This is a genomic window from Phaeovulum molybdatiresistens (assembly GCF_023544865.1).
Lineage (GTDB): Bacteria > Pseudomonadota > Alphaproteobacteria > Rhodobacterales > Rhodobacteraceae > Pontitalea.
On sequence record NZ_JAMJFX010000011.1, the window covers coordinates 54,186 to 75,525 of the forward strand.

Below are 21,340 nucleotides of genomic sequence, written 5' to 3' on the forward strand. Positions count from 1 at the left end.
GCCATGGCTGCACGGCTGTCTTCGGGCGCAGATGACGATCTGGCCGCCAATACCGATATCAACATCACCCCGTTCATCGATGTGATGCTGGTGCTGCTGATCATCTTCATGGTCGCGGCGCCGCTGTCCACGGTGGATGTGCCGGTGGAATTGCCGGTGGCGACCGCCACCCCCGCGCCGCGCCCGGATGCGCCGGTGATCGTGACGGTGCAATCCGATCTGTCGCTGCTGGTGGGGGATCTGCCGATCGCGCTTGATGCCCTGCCGATGGAGCTGGACATTGCCACGGGTCTGAAACGCGACACGCGGATCTATATTTCCGCCGACCGCGCCGTGCCCTATGGCGAGGTGATGGCGGTGATGAACCGGATGCGTGGGACCGGCTATCTGAAGATCGGCCTTGTCGGTCTGGAGGAAGACCCCGCCACCACCGAAGGGGCCGCGCCATGAGCTTGGCCTTTCCCGCCCGGGCCGCGCCCGTCTGGACCATCGGCCTTGCCGTCAGCGCCGCGGCCCATGCGGCGGTGCTGGCCGCCTTTCTGGCCCAGCCCGTCGCCCCGCCCCCGGCTGAGGCGGGTCTGAAAGGGCGCGAATTCATTGACCTGGCCGATGTCGACATGATCCTGGCCGCGCCCGAAACCGACCTGGCCCAGGGCGAGGCCGCCACCGATAGCGCCGCCCAGATGGACAGCCCCGAAAAGACCGAACCCGCAAGGGCGGCGAATGACCCTATCTTGGCGCAGATCCCCGATCCGGTGGCCGACCCGGAGTTGCAGTTCCGCATCTCGACCCCGGATGACCCGGTTGAGGCCAAGAAGGACGCGACCGAGGTTGCGACCGAGGTGCAGGACAAAACCCATACCGAATTCGCCCCGCCCTCGACCGCCGCCAGCCCCGCGCCATCGGCGGGCGATCAGCCGCAAAGCGGCTCGACCGAGGCCGAGCTTGGCCTGTCGGATGAAGACAGGGCGCGGATCGAGGATTGGCAAAAGGCCATCGTTCTGGCGCTGGCCGCGGCCAAGACCTATCCCAAGGCGGCGCGCAATGCCCGGACCGAGGGCAAGGTGATCCTGGGCTTCAGCCTGGACAGCTATGGCCGGGTGGTGGCGCGGTCAGTGCTGGAAAGGTCCGGCCATCCGGTGCTGGATCAGGCGGCGCTGGCGCTGATCGACGGGCTGGCGGGTCTGCCCGCGCCCCCCGCCGCGATGGGGCCGGGGCCGTTTCCGATGCGGGTGCCGATCGTCTATTCGGTCAAGTGAACAGGCAATCGGGCCCGATCTCGGCCAGGGTGCGGCGCCCCATCAGCCCCATCGCCACGGCGAATTCGTCGCGCAGCCGCCGCAGGCAGGCGGCCGCCCCCGCCGCCCCGTCAAGCGCCAGCGCGTAAAAGGCGGGCCGGCCCAGCAGCACCGCATCCGCCCCAAGGGCCAGCGCCACCAGCATATCCTCGCCTGCGCGGATGCCGCCATCGACCAGCACCGGCACACCGGGCAGGGCGGCGCGGATCGCGGGCAGAACGCGGGCGGTCGGGGGCAGGCCATCCAGCACCCGGCCCCCGTGGTTCGACACGATCACCCCGGCGCATCCGGCCTGCATCGCGCGGGTGGCATCGTGGGGCGTCATCACGCCCTTGGCCAGCACCGGCACCGGGCTTTCGGCGCAAAGTTCTGTCAGATCGTCCCACACCGGCGCGCGCGCCAGCAGCCCTTCAATCCCGGCAGGCGGGGGCATGGGCAGCGCATCGAGCATCACCGGGCGGATGCCTTCGGGCAGCTGAAAACCCGCGGCAATTTCACGGTTGCGCACGCCGTTCAGCGGCGCATCCACCGTCACCACCAGCGCGCTTGCCCCCGCCGTCAGCGCCCGCGCCGCCAAGGCCCGCGTCGCGGCCGGATCGGGTTGCAGATAGAGCTGAAACCAGAACGGGGCCACGGCCACATCCTCGGGCGGGACCGAGGTCTGGCACGACAGCACCATCCCCGCGCCCTGCGCCGCCGCCGCACGGGCCATCGCGGCCTCGCCTTCCGCGCAGGCCAGGCGCTGAAAGGCCATCGGCGCGACCAGGCAGGGAAAGTCCAGCCGCAGCCCGGCGATGGTGGTCGCGGTCGAAAACCCCGCCATATCGGTCATCAGGCGCGGGCGCAGGGCATGGTCGCCCCAGGCCTGTTCATTGGCGCGCAAGGTCCGTTCCCGCCCCGCACCCCCCGCGACATAGGCAAAGGCCGGGGCAGGCATGGTCTGCGCGGCGGCGGATTCAAGGTCATGCAGCGGGCGGTTCACGGGGGTCTCTCCGGGATGGCAGGCCATTGATTTTCACTGAAAAGCGGCCCGGCGCTGATTATGGGTTTCAGGTCAAGCGGGGGTCAAGGCACGGTTTCATAATTACTTTTTCCGGGCTGCGCCGGGGCGGAAGGTGATGCGGGCTGGGGTCAGGCGCCCGCTTTTCGCGTGCATGGGTCAGCCCGACAAAAGCACCCCGGCAGCCCGTAGCAACGCGCGCGGGTCGCGGTCGCTGCGCACCACGGGGGGCGGGGGCGCGATCGCCCCGGTCAGGCGGTGGACCGCCGTCCAGGCGGAACGGATGGAATATTCCACCGTGAACACGCATTCGCGCGGGAGGTCGCAGAACTGTCCGATCACGGCAAAGTTTTCGGCCCCGCGCGGAATGACCGGGGGCCTGTCGCCGGGCTGGCGGGGCATGAACTGGCTGGTGATCAGGGGCATCCGGCAGGGGATGACCCGCGCGCCGCCGAAGAATTCGGCGCGCTGGTTTGCGGTCAGCCGCAGCTGATGGGCAAGTTCGTCCAGCATCTCATGGCCGGTGGCTTGCGCCATGGGTTTGGCGATCGCGTCACCCGGCCGGTCACCGCGCAGGCCATAGCCCCAGAACACGGGCTGGTTGGCGGGCTGGCCGCGGAAATGCGGCTGGTGGAACATGACGATGGACATCAGCCAGCCGGATTCCGCGAAGGTGACCAGACCGCCGGTTCCGGTCCGGTTGCGGGTGAAATCCTCCATGAACGTCACGAAGGCCGGCGAGGGCAGCGTGACAGTGAACGAGGTCCAAGATGTCCGGTCCGGGCGGCCTGCAAAGACCTCGGGGCGGCCCAGCCCTTCATGGCGGGCTGCCAGACGGCGCCACAGGTCAAACCCCGGGGCAGGGGCGTCCGATGCGGGTGGCGGGGTGTCGCTGTCGCCGGTCACGGTGGCGTCGGTCATGGACCCCAGGGTCAGATAAACCCGGTCTTCGGGGGCAATGTCGATGGTCGTGCCTGTGGACAGATGCAGCTGTGTCACCCGCCGGGCATCCGCTGTGCCCGTGATCGTCACGTCGGCCACGCTGGCGCCCGTGCGCAAGTCCACCCCTTGCGCGGACAGCCAGTGCAGGATCGGCGCGACGATCGAGTCATATTGGTTGTAGCGGGTCCGCAGGATGCCTTCGATCCGCGCAAGGCCGGGGAACAGGTGCAGGAAACGCCGCATGTAGCGCCGCATCTCGGCCACCGAATGCCACGGCTGGAACGAGAACATGGTGGACCACATCACCCAGAAATTCGTGCCAAAGAAGGCGGGCGCGAACCAGTCATTGATGGTGCGCGCGCCAAGCCGCCCCTCGGGGATCAGCAACAGGCGGTTGAGCGCGACGATTTCTTCTGCGCCCAGGCCAAGTTGGTACCGATCCTCGGCCCTGTGGCCGTTGCGCACAAGGCGGCATTCGGCCCGGCCCGGCACCATGCGGTTGAAGGCGATGATATCGTCCCTGACCGAGATCGCGGGATCATCGGGCGCGGGGATCGCGGACAGCAGGTCCAGGGTGCAGACGAAGTTCGGCTCAAACATTCGGCCACCACGGGTAAGATAGCCCGCTTCGGCCTGGCGCGACCCATCAAGGCTGCCACCGGCTGTGTCGCGATGTTCAAGGATCGTGATCTGATCGCCCGGCACACCGCCATCCCGGATCAGCAGGACAGCCGCCGACAGCGCCGCAATGCCGCCCCCGACCATATAGTGCCGGCCCGTCGCCCGATGCTGTGCCATGTGTGGCCCCTTGTTCCGAAAGCCCAGAGAACCGCATTTGGCGTGACGCGTCCAGAAAAACCGGGCGCAGTTCCATCCCGGGGCGGGGCTCTATTCGCTGCGGTTGTCCCATGAGGCGCGGAAATCCGACTGGATCTGCGCCAGATGTTCCGAAAGTGAGGCATGGGCGGCGCGGATATGCGCCACGATCAGATCCGCCGCGCCATCGGCATCGCCCTGTGCGCAGGCCTGGACAATCGCGCGGTGTTCGGCATCGGCGCGGGCATGGCCATCGGTCAGCAGAAGCTGCGCGCGCAGGTAGCGATCAAGCCGGTCCATCGCATTGTCCAGCGTCGCCTGGTGGAACGGCAGCCCCGATGCGGAATACAGCGTGGCATGAAAGGCCCGGTTCAGATCGCCCCAGCGCATCGTATCGGTGATGGTGCTGAATTCGTCGCAAATGCGATAGGCCTGCGCGATCAGATCGGGGGTCATCCGCGCGACAGAGACCCGCATCACATGCGCCTCGACCAGGCAGCGGAAATCAAAGATTTCGCTTGCCGCCTCTAGCGACAGGCCGACCACGACCGCGCCCTTGTAACGCTGGGTCTTCACCAGGCCCTGCTGTTCCAGCATGGTGATCGCCTCGCGCACGGGGATGCGGCTGGTGTTGAACATGCGCGCGATTTCGTCCTGCCGCAGCGGGTCGCCATCCTTCAGGTCGCCTGTGATGATTGCGCTGCGCAGCGCGTCAAACACCAGCGCGGCGGCAGATCGGGTCTGCGACACATCCATGGGCTTTAGCGCCATGCGATCCCCTTTCCGGCGGACAATTATAGGATATTGTATATTGGATCCGATCTCGCTAACAAGACGCGACAGTGACCGGGGGCGCGGCTTTCGGTCGATTCTGGCCCGCCTGCGTGAAGATGCGCCCATCGGATGGATCGCCCATGACCGACCTTTCCCTTGCCCTTTCCGCCTTTCGCCCGGTGACGGCGCCCGCCATTACCGATGCCGAACTGCGGACCCGTCTGGGCGGCCTTCAGGCCCGGATGCAGCGCGCGGGGGTCAAGGCGGTGTGGCTGGATGCCTCATCCTCGCTGACCTATTACACGGGGCTGAACCTTGGCCTGTCCGAACGCATCCATGGCGCACTGGTGCCCGCATCGGGGCCGCTGACCTACGTCACACCTACGTTTGAGGAGCCGAAGCTTCAGACCCTGATCCGCATCCCCGGCCAGATTGCGATGTGGGAGGAGGACGAAGATCCCTTTGCCCTGATCGCGGCGCAACTGGCCGCCAGTGACGCCCCCGGCGCGGGGCTTGCGATCGACCCGGCCACGCCCTTCGTCTTTGCCGATGCGCTGATGCGTGCGACCGGGGGCGGGGTAAGTTCGGCGCAGGCGATGATCGTGGCGCAGCGGCAGGTGAAATCGGCGGCCGAAATCGCCATCATCCAGACCGCGATGGATGCCAGCCTGTCGGTGCAGCGCGCCGTTCACGCGGGCTTGCGTGAAGGCATCAGCACCACCGAGGTGGCCGAATTCGTCAACGCCGCCCATATCGCGCTGGGGCTGAAGCCGCTGTTCGTGGCGGTGCAGTTCGGCGAGGCCACTGCCTATCCGCATGGGGTGCCCTATCCGCAGACGCTGGCCCGGGGCGATATGGTGCTGGTCGACATGGGTGGCATCCTGCAGGGCTATCGGTCCGATATCACGCGCAGCTATGTCTTTGGCCCGCCGACCCAGCGCCAGCGCGATCTTTGGACGCTGGAGCAGCGCGCGCAAGCCGCCGCGTTTGCAGCGGCGCGTCTGGGCGCGCCCTGTTCCGATATCGATGCCGCCGCGCGCGCCGTGCTGACCGATGCAGGTTTCGGCCCCGGCTACCGCGTGCCGGGCCTGCCGCACCGCACCGGGCACGGGCTGGGCCTCGACATTCACGAAGAGCCCTATATCGTCGCGGGAAATGCCACGCCGCTGGAACCGGGCATGTGTTTCTCGATCGAACCGATGCTGTGCGTTTACGGCGAATGCGGGGTGCGCCTGGAGGATATCGTCTACATGACCGAAACCGGCCCGCGCTGGTTTACCGCCCCTGCCCATAGCCTGGAGGATCCGTTCGGACCCGCCGCCCGTTGACGTCGCGTCGCCCATTGAATCCCACCGACTTGTGATGTGTCTGCAATAGTATATGGGCGGCCTGTCCGCCCGAATAACCACAAGAATACCGGCCCGAACCAACCGGCCGGCCCCCTACGCAACAGCGAGTGAAAGGACCTCGACATGAAACTTGTGACCCGCAGCCTGGTTGCCGCCTCGGCCCTGGCGATGATGACGGCCATGCCGGCCATGGCCAAGACCTTCGTCTACTGCTCGGAAGCCTCGCCCGAAGGCTTTGACCCGGCGCCCTACACCTCTGGCACCACCTTCGATGCCTCGGCCCACCCGGTCTATAACCGCCTGGTCGAGTTCAAGAAGGGCACCACCGAGATCGAGCCCGGCCTGGCCGAGGCCTGGGAAGTTTCGGCCGATGGCCTGGAATACACCTTCAAGCTGCGTCAGGGCGTGAAGTGGCATTCGAACGAGATCTTCACCCCCACCCGCGATTTCAACGCCGATGACGTGATCTTCAGCTACGAACGTCAGGGCAAGGCCGACCACCCGTGGAACCAGTATATCGCCGGCGTGAGCTACGAGTATTTCAACTCGATGGAGATGGCCTCGCTTATCAAGGAAATCGTCAAGGTCGATGACTACACGGTCAAGTTCGTGCTGACCCGCCCCGAGGCGCCCTTCATGGCGAACATCGCGATGCCCTTCGCCTCGATCATCTCGGCGGAATATGCCGAGGCGCTGGACAAGGCCGGCAAGCGCGAAGACCTGAACAACCTGCCGGTCGGCACCGGCCCGTTCAAGTTCGTGGCCTATCAGAAGGACGCGGTGATCCGCTACGCCAAGAACGCCGACTACTGGGGCGATGCGCCCATGATCGACGATCTGGTCTTTGCGATCACCCCGGATGCCGCCGTGCGCCTGCAAAAGCTGAAGGCCGGCGAATGCCACCTGATGCCGTTCCCGTCGCCGGCCGATCTTGAAACCATCAAGGCCGATCCGAACCTGAAGCTGGACGAACAGGCCGGGCTGAACGTGGCCTACCTTGGCTACAACACCACCATGGCGCCGTTCGACAATGCCAAGGTCCGCAAGGCCCTGAACATGGCGATCAACAAGCAGGCGATCATCGACGCGGTCTATCAGGGCGCGGGCCAGGTCGCCAAGAACCCGATCCCGCCGACCATGTGGTCCTATAACGACGCGATCGTGGACGATCCCTATGATCCGGAAGCCGCCAAGAAGATCCTGGAGGAAGAAGGCGTCAAGGATCTGTCGATGAAGATCTGGGCGATGCCGGTGCAGCGTCCCTACATGCCCAACGCGCGCCGCGCGGCGGAACTGATGCAGGAAGACTTCGCCAAGGTCGGCGTCAAGGTCGAGATCGTGACCTATGAATGGGGTGAATACCTGAAGAAGTCGACCGAGGTGAACCGCGACGGCGCGGTGATCCTGGGCTGGACCGGCGACAACGGCGACCCGGACAACTTCATGGGCGTCCTGCTGTCCTGCGCGGCGGCCGGTGAGGGCGGCGCGAACCGCGCCCAGTGGTGCAACGAGGACTTCTCGGCGCTGATCAGCCAGGCCAAGCAGACCGCCGACGTGGCCGAGCGCACCCGGCTTTACGAAGAAGCCCAGGTGATCTTCAAGGATCAGGCGCCCTGGGCCACGCTGGGCCATTCGACCCAGTATGTGCCGATGTCCAACAAGGTGTCGGGCTTTGTGATGAGCCCGCTTGGCGACTTCACCTTTGAAGCCGTCGACATCGCCGAATAAGGCGGAAAACCGGGCGCGCGGGGGCACACCCCGCGCGCCTTTCAAGGCCCGCGTGCCCTTCGGGGCCGCTCGCCTTTCAAGGAAAGACTGAATGATCCGGTTCATCCTCGGTAAACTGCTGTATCTGGTCCCCACCTTTCTGGGCATCACGCTTATTGCCTTCAGCTTCGTGCGGGTTCTGCCGGGGGATCCGGTGCTGCTTATGGCGGGCGAACGTGGCATCACGCCCGAACGCCATGCCGAACTGTCGGCGCAGCTGGGCTTTGACCGGCCGATCTGGCAGCAATATTTCGATTTTCTGGGCCGGCTTTTGCAGGGCGACCTTGGCAATTCGCTGGTTACCAAGAAACCCGTGCTGACCGAATTCCTGGCCCTGTTCCCGGCGACGGTCGAACTTGGCCTGGTCGCGATCGTGATCGCCACGCTGGTCGGCGTGCCCGTGGGCGTGATCGCGGCGATCCGGCGGGGGTCGTGGTTCGACCAGATTTCCATGACCGGGGCGCTGGTGGGCTTTTCCATGCCGATCTTCTGGTGGGGCCTTTTGCTGATCATCCTGTTTTCCGGCATCCTGCAATGGACGCCGGTGTCGGGGCGCATCAGCCTGATGTATTTCTTTCCGCAGGTCACCGGGTTCATGCTGATCGACAGCCTGCTTTCAGGGCAGAAGGGGGCGTTCGCCTCGGCCGCGTCGCACCTGATCCTGCCGGCGGTGGTGCTGGCCACGATCCCGCTGGCGGTGATCGCGCGCCAGACCCGGTCGGCCATGCTTGAGGTGATGGGCGAGGATTACGTGCGCACCGCCCGCGCCAAGGGCCTGCCGCAATCGCGGGTGGTGGGCGTGCATGCGCTGCGCAACGCGATGATCCCGGTGATCACCACGATCGGCCTGCAGGTCGGCGTGCTGATGGCGGGCGCGATCCTGACCGAGACGATCTTTTCCTGGCCCGGCATCGGTAAATGGATGATCGATTCCATTTCGCGGCGCGACTATCCGGTGGTGCAATCGGGCCTTCTGCTGATTGCGGGGCTGGTGATGCTGGTGAACCTGCTCGTCGACCTGACCTATGGCCTGATCAACCCGAGGATCCGCCACAAATGAGCGATACTGCAGTCAAATTGTCGGACGCGGCGATCCGCCGCCGGATGCTGGCCGATTTCTGGTTCTACTTCCGCCAGAACCGCGGCGCCGTTGCGGGGATGTGGGTGTTTCTGGCGCTGGTGCTGGTGGCGATCTTCGCGCCGCTGATCGCGCCGCATGACCCGACCCAGCAATACCGCGACGCGCTTCTGGTGCCGCCGGTGTGGCAAGAGGGCGGGCGCGCGGGCTTCCTTCTGGGCACCGATGCGGTCGGGCGCGATATGCTTTCGCGCCTGATCTATGGCGCGCAGTTTTCGCTGTTCATCGGCATCGTCGTCGTGTCGATCGCGCTGGTGGGCGGGATCATCGTGGGGCTGCTGGCGGGCTTCTTCGGCGGCTGGGTCGATACCGTCATCATGCGGGTGATGGATGTGATCCTGGCCTTCCCGTCGCTGCTCTTGGCGCTGGTGCTGGTGGCGATCCTGGGCCCCGGCCTGACCAATGCGATGATCGCGATCGCCATCGTCTATCAGCCGCATTTCGCCCGCCTGACCCGCGCCGCGGTGATGGGCGAAAAGGCCCGCGAATATGTCACCGCCGCCCGTGTGGCGGGCGCGGGCAACCTGCGGCTGATGTTCAAGACGATCCTGCCGAACTGCCTTGCGCCGCTGATTGTGCAGGCCACGCTGTCGTTTTCGTCCGCCGTGCTGGACAGCGCCGCGCTTGGCTTTCTGGGCATGGGCGCCCAGCCGCCGGCGTCGGAATGGGGCACCATGCTGGCCGAGGCGCGCGAATTCATCCTGCGCGCCTGGTGGGTGGTGACCTTGCCGGGCCTTGCGATCCTGACCTCGGTGCTGGCGATCAACCTGATGGGCGACGGGCTGCGCGATGCCCTTGACCCGAAACTGAAGCGGAGCTGACATGAGCCTCCTGTCCATCAAGAACCTGACGGTGCGCTTTGCCACCGCCACCGGCGCCTTTACCGCCGTGGACGGTATCGACGTGTCGGTCGACAAGGGCGAAGTGCTGGCGATCGTGGGCGAATCCGGTTCGGGCAAATCGGTGTCGATGCTGGCGGTGATGGGGCTTTTGCCCGACACCGCCACTATCACCGCCGATGAAATGACCTTTGACGGGCGCGACCTGCTGAAGATGACCCCGGCAGAACGTCGCCGCCTGATCGGGCGCGAGATCACGATGATCTTCCAGGAACCGATCGCCTCGCTGAACCCGTCCTTCACCGTCGGCTTCCAGATCGAGGAGGTGCTGCGCCTGAACCTGGGCCTGGACCGCCGCGCCGCCCGCGCCCGCGCGCTGGACCTGTTCCGCGCCGTCGGCATCCCGGAACCCGAGGTCAAGATCAACGCCTATCCGCACCAGATGTCGGGCGGCCAGTGCCAGCGGGTGATGATCGCCATGGCAATCGCCACCAACCCGCGCCTGCTGATCGCGGATGAACCGACCACCGCGCTGGACGTGACGATCCAGAAGCAGATCCTCGACCTGCTGATGGATCTGCAGGAACGCTACGACATGGCGCTGATCCTGATCACCCATGACATGGGCGTGGTGGCCGAAACCGCCGACCGCGTCGTCGTGCAATACAAGGGCCGCAAGATGGAGGAAGCCGACGTGCTGACCCTGTTCGAGGCGCCCAAGAACCCCTATACCCGCGCGCTTCTGTCGGCCCTGCCGGAAAACGCCACCGGCGACCGGCTGCCCACGGTTGCGGACTTCATGGCATCGGAGGCTGTGCAATGACCATCGTCGTTGAAGGCCGCGCCCTGACGCAGGATTACCACGTCCGCAGCGGCCTGTTCAGCAAGGCCAGCACCGTGCGCGCGGTCAAGGGCGTCGATTTCGCCGTGGAACGCGGCAAGACGCTGGCGATCGTGGGCGAAAGCGGATCGGGCAAATCCACGCTGGCGCGGATCATCGCGCTGATCGACCCGCAATCGGGCGGCAGCCTGAAGATCGAGGGCGAAGAGGTCAACATCGCCCGCCGCCGCCTGACGCCGCAGATGCGGTCCAAGGTGCAGATGGTGTTCCAGAACCCCTACGGCAGCCTTAACCCGCGCCAGAAGGTCGGCGATGTGCTGATGGAGCCGCTGGCCCTGAACACCTCCATGCCCGCCGACGAACGCCGCGACCGGGCCGAGGCGATGTTGGCCAAGGTCGGCCTGATGCCGGAACATTTCAACCGCTATCCGCACATGTTCTCGGGCGGGCAGCGACAGCGGATCGCGATTGCGCGCGCGCTGATGCTGAACCCGGCGCTGCTGGTGCTGGATGAACCCGTTTCGGCGCTGGACCTGTCGGTGCAGGCGCAGGTGCTGAACCTGTTGGCCGACCTGCAAGAGGAATTCAACCTCACCTACGTCTTCATCAGCCACGACCTGTCGGTGGTGCGCTACATCGCCGATGACGTGCTGGTGCTGTCGAAAGGCGAGGCCGTGGAACAGGGCAGCCGCGAGGCGCTTTTCGCCGATCCGCAACACCCCTATACGCGCCAGCTGTTTGCCGCGACCCCGGTGACCGACGTGGCCGCAATCCGCGCCCGCGTGGAACGGCGCAAGGCCGCCCGCCTGGCCCGCCAGCACACCTGACAGGCCGCCGCATCAACGCCTTGGCCTGCCCGCGTCCCGGTAGCGGTGCGGTGTCAGGCCAATCCGGGCGCCGCCAGATCGGTCTTGCGCAGCTGGGGCATCCGACCCTTGCCGTGGGGCCCACCGCCTGAACGGACCTAGCCGCAAGCGATCAGGTCATGGGGCAGGCGGTTCATCGGTTCGGCCCCCGTGGCGGTGATCAGCACCTGATCCTCGATGATGAAACCGCCAAGACCCGTGACGTAGAAGGGGCATTCGAAGGCCAGCACCATGCCGGGTTCTGCGATCACGTCGCTGTCGGCGGCGATGAAGGGCCATTCTTCGCTGCCAAGGCTTGCCCCAAGGCCGTGGCCGTAATGGCCGCGGCTGAACCCCGGCAGGCCCGCGGCGCGGATCGCGTCTTGCGTCACGCGATGCACCTGCGACAGGGGGATGCCGGGGCCAAGCACCGCCATCCCGGCCCGGAACCCCGCCATCAGCGCGTCATGCACCCGCTGCGCCGCAGCCGAAGGCGCGCCGACCACGAAGGTGCGCCCCGTGTCCGAGGTATAGCCCGCCATCAGGCAGCCCACGTCGACCTTGACCAGATCGCCCGGCCGGGCCACCGCATTGCCGCCCCAGGGATCGGGCCCGACGGACAGATAATCCCAGGCCCCGGTCAGCGGCGCATCGCCTTTGTTTGCGGCAATCGCGGCGGACCAGATCGCGGACAGCTCATTGCGGCTGATGCCGGGGGCAATGGCGTCGCGGATCGCGGCGATGCCCAGTTCCGCCAGTTCAACGGCCTGCCGCAGCAGGGCGATTTCGGCCGAGGTTTTCACCATCTTCAGCCGGGCGGAAAGCGCGCTGCCATCGACCAGTTGCGCGGGCGCCAGGGCGCTTGCCAGCGCCGGAAGATCGGCGGCAGAGATCGCTGCCATTTCCACCCCGATGCGGGCCTGCGACAGGCCGCGATCCGCCAGGGCCTGCGCCAGATGCCGCCAGCAGGTCGCTGGATCGAAGGTGGTGGGGCGCAGGAAATCGGGCCCGCGCCCCTCGGCCGTCCAGGCCTGGGTCAGGGCCTTATCTAGGGGCAGGGCATCAAGGCCCGGCGGCAAGGCCGCGATTTCCACCCAAAGCGGGCTTGGCCGGATATCGGTGATGTGCGAGGCGGCGCGGAAGGCGGGCACGAACAGGTCCGACACCACGGCCATCTCGGGCAGGCTTGGGTCGGCGGGGACCAGCACCGCCACCGCGCCCGCCCGGCGCCACATCGTGCCCACCCCCGGCTGCGCGCCGGTGGCGTGGCGAAAGCTTTCGGGGGACAGCAGGATCAGCGCCTCGAACCCCTCGGCTGCCATCAGGGCGCTGGCGCGCGCACGGTCCAGATCTGCCATTGTTCCCCCCTACAGCGCGACCAGCCCGGGCAGCCATAACACCAGCCCCGGAAACGCGGTGATCAGCGCGATCAGCCCCAGTAACACCAGCCAGTAGGGCAGCACCGCCAGCGCGCCTTCACCCAGCCGGACCTCGCCATTGGTCATGCCGATCACGACAAAAATGTTCATGCCAACCGGCGGGGTCAGCATCCCGATCTCGATCAGCAGGGTGATGACCACGCCCAGCCAGACCGGATCATAGCCCACCCCCACCAGAAGCGGAAAGACGATCGGCAGGGTCATGATCATCATCGACAGACCATCGAAGACCATGCCCAAAAGGACATAGATCAGCACCACCACTGCCAGCAGCTCCAGCGGGCCGATCTGCAATTCGGTCAGCATGCGCAACAGCTGCTGGGGCAGGCCCAGCACCGAGATCGACTGCGCCAGGATCACCGCGCCCATGAAAACCATGCCGATCACGCTGAAGGTGGTGACCGTGGTCATCAGCGCCTGGCCGATGCCGGCCAGCGTCAGATCGCCCTTGGTGAAGCCGATGACGATGGCGGCCAGAACGCCCACGCCCGCGCTTTCGGTCGGTGTGGCCAGCCCCGCGAACAGGCTGCCCAGCACGGCCAGGATCAGCGTCAGCAGCGGCCAGGTTTCGGCGAGGGCGCGCAGCGCGGGACCGATCGGCACGCGCGGCTCGTCCGGGGCGATCGTGCGGTTGCGCCGTGCCTGGATCACGATCCAGGCCATGAAGGCCAGCGCCGCCACGATCCCCGGCAGGACACCCGCCAGAAACAGCTTGCCGATCGAGGTTTCGGTAAAGGCGCCATAGATCAGAAGGCTAAGGCTCGGCGGGATCAGAAGGCCCAGCGTGCCGCCGCCCGCCAGCGTGCCCACCACCGCGCGCCGGTCATAGCCGCGCCGGGTAAGCTCCGGATAGGCGACCGAGCCCACCGCCGCCGCCACCGCCATTGACGAGCCCGACACCGCGCCAAACAGGCCGCAGACCGCGATGTTGGTGTGCAGCAATCCGCCCGGCAGGCGCGAGAACAGCGGGCTGAGCGCGCGGTAGATGTTGCGCGCAAGGCCCGAGGCGACAAGGATTTCCCCCAGCAGGATGAACAGCGGGATCGCCGTCAGGGTAAAGCTGTTGAAGGTGTTCCAGACCGCCTGCACGCCCAGGCTTGTGGCGCCGCCCGACCAGAAATGCAGGATGGCAAAGCCCGTCAGCCCCAGCGCCGCGCCCAGCACCGCGCCGGTCAGCACCGTGCCCAGCAGCGTGCCGCCCATCACCGCCCAGATCATGGATGTGGTCCTTCGGGTTTCTGGGGCGGTGGGCGCAGCGCCTGCCAGGCGCCGATCGCGCCGACAAGGCCCACGGCACCGACCATGACCCAGACGAAGGGCGCAAGGCGGATGCGCGCCACCTCGGTCTTGAGGTTCAGCTTTTGGGTGAATTGCGCATCGGCCAGCGCGTCACGGAAAAAGACCGCGGCAAAGGCGATCAGCACGATCTGCCCCAGCACCCAGACCAGCCGCCGAAGCGGCCCCCGCGCCCGATCCGAGGCGAGCGTGACGCGGATGTTGGCGTGGCTGGCCAGCACATAAGGCATGCCCAGAAAGACCGAACAGGCCAGCATCAGCCCGCCCAGCTCCTCGGTAAAGCGAAAGGGCGCGCCCAGGCCATAGCGCATGAAGACCGCCGCCACCGTCAGCGCGGCCATCACCGCCACGGCCCCCGCGCCCAGGGCTGCAAGGGCCCGGGCGACCCATAGGATCGCCCGGTCGATGCGTTCAGGAAGGCTCACTTGGCCAGCGCCTCTAGGATCTGGCTGCGGTAGGCAAGCGCCTTGTCGCCGCCCTCGGCGGACAGGGTTTCCCAGGTCTTGGCGGCGGCGGCGCGGATTTCCTCGACCTCGGCCGGGGTCAGCGGGTCATACCAGGTCACGCCCGCGTCAGTCAGGGCCTTGCGCGCGGCGGCTTCGGCCTCGGCATCCTTCGAGAAATCGGAGGAGTTCGTTTCCAGGGCCGCCGTCGCCTCGGCCAAGGCGGCACGCTCGGCCTCGGTCAGCTTGTCGAGGCTGCCTTGATGGGCGACGATCGCATAGGGCACCGGCGGGAAGGGGAAGCCCGAATAGGTCGCGTGTTTGGCCACCTCTTGCAGGGAAATCGACTGGGCGAAGCGCGCGGCATAAAGGGCGCAATCCACCACGCCGGTCTGCAGCGCGGAATACAGTTCATTCTGCGGGATGATCTGCGCGGCCACCCCCAGCGCGGTGAAGGTTTCGACCTGTTCACGCGAGCCGACGCGCAGCTTTTTCGTGCGCAGTTCGTCCAGCGTCTTGACCGGCTCGCGGCAGAACAGGCTTGCGTCGATGATCGGCAGCGCCATGAAGCCCACCACCGGGATGCCGCGTTCGGCAAAGCCCTCGGTCAGGGCAGTCTTTACCGCCGGCAGGGCCTTGAGGTGTTCCTCGGCGGTCGAGACCGAGCCATAGACGTAAAGGCTGGCCAGATCGGGCGCGTCGCGGCCGATGAAGGTCGGCCAGATGAAGGCGATTTCCGGCGTGCCGGTCTGCATCCAGCGCAGCGCGTCGGCATCCTTGAGGTTCATGCCGCCACCCTCGATCACCTCAATCTTCAGGCTGCCATCGGTCAGGCGGCCGACATCTTCGGCGAAGGTGCGGATATGCCCGGATTCCGGCCGGGTGGGCGCGTAGTTGTTGTTGAACCGCCAGACCGTTTCGGCCCCGGCAGCGGTGGCAAGCACCGCAAGGGCGGCGGTGGTGGACAGGATGCGCGTGATCATCGGAACCTCCGGCGTGTGACGTGTTTCGTTAAAGTTATCCGCCTGTCGCGCGTTTCGCGCAAGGGCGCTGTCGGGGCACGGGGCCGGGGGGCCACGGACGGCTTCCCGCGGCGCGCGACCGGATCGCGACACGGGCCCACCGCGCCGTGGCCCGCCGGATTTCGGTTCGTCCGAACTGCGGGGCGTTGGATTTTTCTTCCTATTTCAGGGGTGTAGGACCCGCGATTTGCTGGCGGCGCAGGCCAGGGTGCCCAAGCGCCAGCCCTGGTCGGACAGTTCGGGTGCAACGTAAAGATGGTAGCGCCCTGGCGCGGCCTTGAAGCCACCTTCGCCGGTGGGGCCAGCGCTGCCGTCGCGAGTGACCCAGTTGCGAAAGCTTGAGGTCTGCCGGACAAAGCCGCCCTTCGCATCCCTGGCCTGGACCGGCTGCCAGTCGGCCACCCATTTCCCGTTTCCAAGCATGGTGTTCTTCTTAGCTTTTCAGCGTGATGGCGGTGCCCCAGGGATCGTGCAGGGTCAGGCCGTCGGCGTGGGTGGCGCTTTCGAAACCGGCGCTTTCGGCGCGCGCGGCGATGGATGCGAGATCTGATGCCTCACGAACAATGATCTCGACGGTGTCGAGACCCGCCATCCGCGTGGGACGTTTTCCGGCACGGCGGCTGTTCCAGATGTTGCCGGCAAGCTGGTGGTGATAGCCGCCGCTGCCATAGAAGCTCGCGCCCGGGTAGCGCGCGGCGATGTCAAAGCCCAGCACGTCGCGATAGAAGTGGTCGGCGTCAGATGTGTCACCGACCTGCAAGTGGACATGCCCGATGCAGCCGCCCTCGGGAAAGCCCGACCACCGGGTGCCCTTGGCGTCTTGCAGCAGGTCCTGCAGGTCAAGCGGATCGGTGCTCATCTTGATCTTGCCGTTCTTGTCGTGCCAGCGTGCGACCGGGCGGTCGGCATAGACCTCAATGCCGTTGCCCTCAGGGTCGGCGAGGTAGAACGCCTCGCTGACGATGTGATCGGACGCGCCTTGAAGCGGCACCCGCGCCGCGGCGACGTGGGTGACCCAATGCGCAAGGTCCGACCGCGTCGGCATCAGGAAGGCGGTGTGGAAAAGCCCGGCTTGCCGCGGGTCAAGTGGTGTCAGGTCAGGATCGCCCGAAAGCTCAAGAAGCGGAACGCCAGCGGTGCCAAGGACCGCGCGGGTGTTGCCGGTCTCAAGCGGGACCAGGCCAAGAACCTGCTGGTAAAAGCCCGAGACGGTTTCAAGATCGCGCACCTGCAGCCGGACGGTGCCGATCCGCATTGGCGCCGAAGGCATGTCGAAGAAATCATTGGCGGTGGTCATGATGGTCTTCCTTGAAAGGGGTGTGTCCTGGAAAGGGGTGTGGCTGCGGGCCTGACGTCCGCGGCCCGTGGATCGGATCAGGCGCGCTTCAACGCCCAGGCGCCGTCGCCCAGCAGGGCCTGGACCACCAGCGTCACCGCCCAGAACGCCGGGAATTCCCAGCCGCCACCTTCGTTCGAGAAGAAGAAGCCGGCTGCGCCATGCGGCACATAGATTGAGCCAAGCAGGATCGGCACCAGCGCCAGCGACACCCAGCGGGAATAGGCGCCAAGGATCAGGGCGAGGCCGCCGAACAGCTCGGCCGCGATGACGAGATAAGCGAGTGGCCCGGGCAGGCCGAGGCTGGCGAAGTAGCCCACCGTGCCGGCCGGCGTGAAAATGAACAGCTTCAGCCCGGCATGGGCAAGAAACAGCGCCCCCATCGCGACGCGCAGGATCGTCGCGGCAAGATCGGCATTGGTCACACCTTCGATCAACGACGGGCGGATGGATGTGGTGGCGGTGGCATAGGTCATTTTGGTTCTCCTCAGAAGGGGCGCGTGGGTGCGATGTCGATGAGGGGAAGATGACACTCTGCGAAACGAATGATAATCCGGTCGACGGGAAGATGATTGCTTCCAGATTGGCAGCACTGCCTACCACCCCGCCTCCCACGCCGGAGCGCCGCGATAGTGCGCGGCCAGGAAGTCGACGAGCACCCGAACCTTCGCGGCCAGGTGTCGGCTATGCGGGTAAAGCGCATGCACCCCGTAGGGCGCCGCCTCGTATCCCGCCAGCAGCCGGACGACGCGCCCCGACCGGAGCGCATTCCCCGCGACGAAGGCCGGCACGCAGGCAAGGCCAAGCCCCGCTTCTGCGGCGGCAAGACAGGCCTCGGCGTTCGAATAGCGGATCCGTCCGCGCACGGGGACCATCTGTTCATGCCCCGCCGGACCGAACGGCCAGCGGCCCGGGTCGCGAAAGTTGGTGTCGATGATGCAGGCATGATGCACCAGGTCGTCCGGCGTCATGGGCGCGCCCTTGCGGTCAAGATAGGCCGGCGCGCCAACCACGACCAGGCGGACGTCACAGAGCTTGCGCGCGATCAGGCTGGAATCGTCCGGGCGGCCCACCCGGATGGCCATGTCGAACCCCTCATCGACGAGGTTTATCACCCGGTCGGAAAAGCTGACATCAAGCTCGATCTCGGCATATTGCTGGGCAAAGGCATTCAGGGTCGGCGCAAGCGCCATCGCGCCGAAGGTCAGCGGCGCCGTCAGGCGCAAGCGGCCGCGCGGTTCATGCGACGCATCCCGGACCGAGGCCTCAAGATTGTCGAACTCATCAAGCAGGGGGCGGAGGCGGTCGAAATACGCCTGGCCAATCTCTGTCGCAGCGACGGCGCGTGTCGTCCGGTTCAAAAGCCGCACGCCAAGTTCGGATTCGAGCCGCGAAACCAGCTTCGACGCCTGGCCAGAACTTGTTCCAAGCCGTTCGGCCGCGGCCGTGAAGCTGCCGGTTTCCATGACGGCGACGAACATCCGGTCAGACTCAAGACGGTCCATTTCTTCCTCCGTGATGGCAATAAGTATGCCTTTGGCGACATTATTGCCAGATTGGAGTTGATACGCCGTGTCGGAACAGCTGCCGGCACCGGCGGTATGCGGGCGCGCCGCGACATCGCGTGATTTCCATCTGGGGACAATCAGGGCGTTCGAACCTGGCCAGGGTTTTTCGTCCCTGACGGAAAGCTGAAGAAGATTCCCGCGCAGGTTCAGCAGCCCGTCAGCCTTGGGGCGCAGATTCGCATCATCCGATAACCGAAATACAGGAGTAATCAGCCATGAAACGGATTCTTGCGACCCTTGCCGTGTTGGCCGCACTGCCTGCTGGCGCCGCCCTTGCGGATACGCATTGCCGGGTTTCGCCCGAACAGATGCAGTCGTGGGAAGGGGTGGTGCAACTTGCCAACGACTACGCCTGGACCATCACCTCGATGGAGCTGGATGACGGCTGCTATGAGGTCGATGTGACGGACATCGGCGGCAATACGATCGAGGCCGTGATCGACCCCGCAACCCTTGAGGTCATCAAGGCGAAGCTGGAGAAGGTCGCCCCCACCGCGCCGACGCCCGCGCCAGCGAATTGAGCCCGCCGCCCCTGCGCCCCCTGCCATGTGGGGGGTGCGGGGGTGTCACGCGAAGGCGGGTTGTGACGCAGGTTTCCGCAGTATGCCCGCCAGCGATCGAGCCTATTCGGGCGCAACAGGCGCGTGCGTGTTGAATTCCTGGCCGATTGCGCGGTGGTTCGTGATCAGCCGCGGGCTTCCACTTGACCCCCGAAGGGGCAAAACTTGCCTTCTCTGGCCCAGGGGCGGGGCAGATCGCGTTGAACGGGATCACATTGGCAAGCCGTTACTGCCCTTGCATGCGTCACGTTTCCTTGGCCGCCGCCCCATCCCATTCAAGCCGAAGGGTCGCTTGCGGCGTCTCGACCACCCGTCCGCCAAATAGTCTCGCCTCGCGGTTCATCTGGCGGGCCAGCCAGCCGCGTGCCGCACTATCCGCCCGTTCGAGCCGGAAACGGCAGAGCCGGTAGGGCAACATCTCCAGCGCCACAAGCGCGCCGCTGTCGCGCCGAAGATCGGCGACATAGCCCAGCACGAGATCGGGGCGGAACCCTTCCTTGCCGCCGATCCCCTCGTAGTCGTTGATCAGATCGCCCGCCCCGAAAAGCACGAGCCTGCCCGCCATCACCGCCGCCGCGCGCGGGTGGTGCGAGGAATGGCCGAACACCAGATCGACGCCCTGCGCCACGAACGCCTCGGCCAGCGCGCGATGGGTCTGGGCGACCGGGTAGCCCCAATTCTCGCCCCAGTGGATCGAAAGAACGACAAGGTCGCCGGGGCGCCGAACCCCGGCAAGCTGCGTGGCGACACGGGCGGCGATCTCATCCGGCTCGGCCTGGGCCACGCCCGGCTGGCCCGGACGGGCGGCCCATGATGCGGGCACCCCGCTGTCGCCAAGCGCAAAGCTGAACATCAGCACCCGGCCACCCCCGGCAAGCGGTAGGGGGCGGGGCGCGAAGGCCTCGGCGTCATCCCAGCCGGCCCCGGCGCGGGCGATCCCCGCGTCGTCCAGCGCGGCGAGGGTTTCGACAAGCCCGGCCTTGCCCCAGTCCAACGTGTGGTTGTTGGCCAGCATGACCGCGTCGATCCTTGCGGCGGCAAGCAGCGCAACGTTGGCGGGATGCATCCGGTAGTGAATTCCCTTGCGCGGGTCGTGGGCGCCGCCCGACGTGATCGCGGTTTCCAGGTTTATCAGCCGCAGATCCACCTGCCGCGCCTCAAGGTCCTGCAGCAGGTCGCCCCAGACATAGTCCGCCCCGACATGGCGCGGGATCTTGCCACTGACCCGTTCGGCCAGCGCGACATAGTCCTGCGCGGAGCCGACATAGCCTTCGTAAAGTTTCGGGTCGCAGGCGTGCCGCTGAATCTGATCAATCCCCCGGCCGAGCATCACATCGCCGCCAAGAAACAGCCGCAGACAGTCCGGCGGACGGCTCATGGGCTGCGCGCCAGATGGGCGGTGAACCAATCGGCGGCAAGCACCATGACGGTCTCTAGCGTGCCGGGCTCCTCAAACAGATGCGTGGCCCCGGGGACGATGGCGAGCCGCTTTTCACACCGAAGTCGCGCATAGGCCGCGCGGTTCAGGTCGATGACCAGGTCATCCGCCCCACCGACGACAAGAAGCGTCGGCGCCGCCACCCGCGCAAGCGCATTGTCCGCAAGATCCGGCCGGCCGCCGCGCGAAACCACCGCGCCGACGTCTTCCCGCCGGTCTGCCGCCGCCACCAGCGCGGCCGCCGCCCCGGTCGAGGCCCCGAAAAGGCCGATGCCAAGGCCCGCAAGCCGCGGCTCGGCGCGGGCCCAGTCCACCGCATCCGCCACCCGGGCCGCAAGCAGGGGGATGTCAAAGACATTGGCCCTGTCGCCCCCTTCCCGTTCCGTAAGCAGGTCGAACAGCAGGGTTGCAAGCCCGGCTTGCGCCAGCGCGGCGGCCACGGCCCTGTTGCGTGGGCTTTTCCGGCTAGACCCGGACCCGTGGGCAAAGATCACAAGGCCTGTGTCCGCCCCGGAAAAGGCAAGATCGCCGGGAAGGGCCAGGTCAACGCCACTGATCGGGATTCGGACGGGAACCGTGCGCTGCATATCCATGACGTGAAATCCCACCATTCTTCAGGCGCCACGTTA

Annotated in this window: 22 protein-coding genes; 9 read left to right on the top strand and 13 right to left on the bottom strand. The window is 66.4% G+C overall.

Annotated elements, in window-relative coordinates:
• Positions 1-3 precede the first annotated feature (3 nt).
• Together exbD and MXB90_RS09610 are read left to right on the top strand one after the other, a co-directional pair.
• A complete protein-coding gene (exbD, locus tag MXB90_RS09605) occupies positions 4-450 on the top strand; it encodes a TonB system transport protein ExbD (RefSeq protein ID WP_250044013.1) in 447 nt (148 codons plus the stop codon).
• Positions 447-1,259: an energy transducer TonB family protein gene (locus MXB90_RS09610; protein WP_250044015.1), complete on the top strand. Its 813-nt coding sequence runs from the start codon at positions 447-449 to the stop codon at positions 1,257-1,259. Before exbD ends, MXB90_RS09610 begins: the two co-directional genes overlap by 4 nt.
• Here the strand turns inward: MXB90_RS09610 and MXB90_RS09615 are convergent.
• The 3 genes from MXB90_RS09615 to MXB90_RS09625 all read right to left on the bottom strand — a co-directional run bounded on the left by MXB90_RS09615 (position 1,252) and on the right by MXB90_RS09625 (position 4,827).
• Entirely contained in the window at positions 1,252-2,307 is a 1,056-nt protein-coding gene (locus MXB90_RS09615; protein ID WP_250044025.1) for an alpha-hydroxy acid oxidase, read from the bottom strand. The genes MXB90_RS09610 and MXB90_RS09615 overlap by 8 nt on opposite strands.
• Positions 2,308-2,457: 150 nt before the next feature.
• On the bottom strand, positions 2,458-4,038 hold the full coding sequence (locus tag MXB90_RS09620) for an oleate hydratase (protein ID WP_250044027.1): 1,581 nt from the start codon (positions 4,036-4,038) through the stop codon (positions 2,458-2,460).
• Between the two features lie 90 nt (positions 4,039-4,128).
• Positions 4,129-4,827 carry a GntR family transcriptional regulator gene (locus tag MXB90_RS09625; protein ID WP_250044029.1) on the bottom strand — a complete coding sequence of 233 codons (699 nt, stop codon included), beginning with the start codon at positions 4,825-4,827 and terminating at the stop codon, positions 4,129-4,131.
• Between the two features lie 143 nt (positions 4,828-4,970).
• Between MXB90_RS09625 and MXB90_RS09630 the strand changes: the two genes are divergently transcribed.
• The 6 genes from MXB90_RS09630 to MXB90_RS09655 all read left to right on the top strand — a co-directional run bounded on the left by MXB90_RS09630 (position 4,971) and on the right by MXB90_RS09655 (position 11,591).
• A complete protein-coding gene (locus tag MXB90_RS09630; RefSeq protein ID WP_250044030.1) occupies positions 4,971-6,158 on the top strand; it encodes a M24 family metallopeptidase in 1,188 nt (395 codons plus the stop codon).
• 144 nt (positions 6,159-6,302) lie between these two features.
• Complete coding sequence (locus MXB90_RS09635) at positions 6,303-7,907, top strand: ABC transporter substrate-binding protein (protein WP_250044032.1); 1,605 nt, start codon at positions 6,303-6,305, stop codon at positions 7,905-7,907.
• Positions 7,908-7,998: 91 nt separating this feature from the next.
• Entirely contained in the window at positions 7,999-9,006 is a 1,008-nt protein-coding gene (locus MXB90_RS09640) for an ABC transporter permease subunit (RefSeq protein ID WP_250044034.1), read from the top strand.
• A complete protein-coding gene (locus MXB90_RS09645; RefSeq protein ID WP_250044036.1) occupies positions 9,003-9,905 on the top strand; it encodes an ABC transporter permease subunit in 903 nt (300 codons plus the stop codon). Before MXB90_RS09640 ends, MXB90_RS09645 begins: the two co-directional genes overlap by 4 nt.
• 1 nt (position 9,906) lies before the next feature.
• Positions 9,907-10,746, top strand: coding sequence for an ABC transporter ATP-binding protein (locus MXB90_RS09650; RefSeq protein WP_250044038.1), 840 nt, complete (start codon positions 9,907-9,909; stop codon positions 10,744-10,746).
• The gene (locus MXB90_RS09655) at positions 10,743-11,591 is read left to right on the top strand and encodes a dipeptide ABC transporter ATP-binding protein (protein ID WP_250044040.1); all 849 of its coding nucleotides are present in this window, start codon (positions 10,743-10,745) and stop codon (positions 11,589-11,591) included. The genes MXB90_RS09650 and MXB90_RS09655 overlap by 4 nt, the downstream gene beginning before the upstream one ends.
• Before the next feature lie 137 nt (positions 11,592-11,728).
• Here MXB90_RS09655 and MXB90_RS09660 read toward each other — a convergent pair whose 3' ends face one another.
• The 8 genes from MXB90_RS09660 to MXB90_RS09695 form a co-directional block, all read right to left on the bottom strand.
• Positions 11,729-12,967 (bottom strand): M24 family metallopeptidase, encoded by a 1,239-nt coding sequence (locus tag MXB90_RS09660; RefSeq protein ID WP_250044042.1) that lies wholly within the window; start codon positions 12,965-12,967, stop codon positions 11,729-11,731.
• 9 nt (positions 12,968-12,976) lie between these two features.
• Positions 12,977-14,266, bottom strand: a complete 1,290-nt coding sequence (locus MXB90_RS09665; protein WP_250044044.1) for a TRAP transporter large permease — start codon at positions 14,264-14,266, stop codon at positions 12,977-12,979.
• The gene (locus MXB90_RS09670) at positions 14,263-14,769 is read right to left on the bottom strand and encodes a TRAP transporter small permease (protein ID WP_250044047.1); all 507 of its coding nucleotides are present in this window, start codon (positions 14,767-14,769) and stop codon (positions 14,263-14,265) included. Before MXB90_RS09670 ends, MXB90_RS09665 begins: the two co-directional genes overlap by 4 nt.
• A complete protein-coding gene (gene dctP / locus MXB90_RS09675; RefSeq protein ID WP_250044049.1) occupies positions 14,766-15,770 on the bottom strand; it encodes a TRAP transporter substrate-binding protein DctP in 1,005 nt (334 codons plus the stop codon). Before dctP ends, MXB90_RS09670 begins: the two co-directional genes overlap by 4 nt.
• A 204-nt stretch (positions 15,771-15,974) precedes the next feature.
• Positions 15,975-16,232, bottom strand: a complete 258-nt coding sequence (locus tag MXB90_RS09680) for a hypothetical protein (protein WP_462982272.1) — start codon at positions 16,230-16,232, stop codon at positions 15,975-15,977.
• A 10-nt stretch (positions 16,233-16,242) separates the two neighbouring features.
• A complete protein-coding gene (locus MXB90_RS09685; RefSeq protein ID WP_250044052.1) occupies positions 16,243-17,106 on the bottom strand; it encodes a VOC family protein in 864 nt (287 codons plus the stop codon).
• Positions 17,107-17,183: 77 nt separating this feature from the next.
• Positions 17,184-17,621, bottom strand: a complete 438-nt coding sequence (locus MXB90_RS09690) for a DoxX family protein (protein WP_250044054.1) — start codon at positions 17,619-17,621, stop codon at positions 17,184-17,186.
• 120 nt (positions 17,622-17,741) lie between these two features.
• Complete coding sequence (locus tag MXB90_RS09695) at positions 17,742-18,650, bottom strand: LysR family transcriptional regulator (protein ID WP_250044056.1); 909 nt, start codon at positions 18,648-18,650, stop codon at positions 17,742-17,744.
• A gap of 278 nt (positions 18,651-18,928) precedes the next feature.
• Here MXB90_RS09695 and MXB90_RS09700 point away from each other — a divergent pair, with 278 nt between their 5' ends.
• A complete protein-coding gene (locus MXB90_RS09700; RefSeq protein WP_250044062.1) occupies positions 18,929-19,234 on the top strand; it encodes a PepSY domain-containing protein in 306 nt (101 codons plus the stop codon).
• Positions 19,235-19,517: 283 nt separating this feature from the next.
• On the opposite strand, the gene MXB90_RS09705 is transcribed toward MXB90_RS09700, so the two are convergent.
• Both MXB90_RS09705 and MXB90_RS09710 read right to left on the bottom strand, forming a co-directional pair.
• A complete protein-coding gene (locus MXB90_RS09705; RefSeq protein WP_250044063.1) occupies positions 19,518-20,651 on the bottom strand; it encodes a CapA family protein in 1,134 nt (377 codons plus the stop codon).
• The gene (locus tag MXB90_RS09710) at positions 20,648-21,304 is read right to left on the bottom strand and encodes a dienelactone hydrolase family protein (protein WP_250044064.1); all 657 of its coding nucleotides are present in this window, start codon (positions 21,302-21,304) and stop codon (positions 20,648-20,650) included. The genes MXB90_RS09705 and MXB90_RS09710 overlap by 4 nt, the downstream gene beginning before the upstream one ends.
• Positions 21,305-21,340 lie beyond the last annotated feature (36 nt).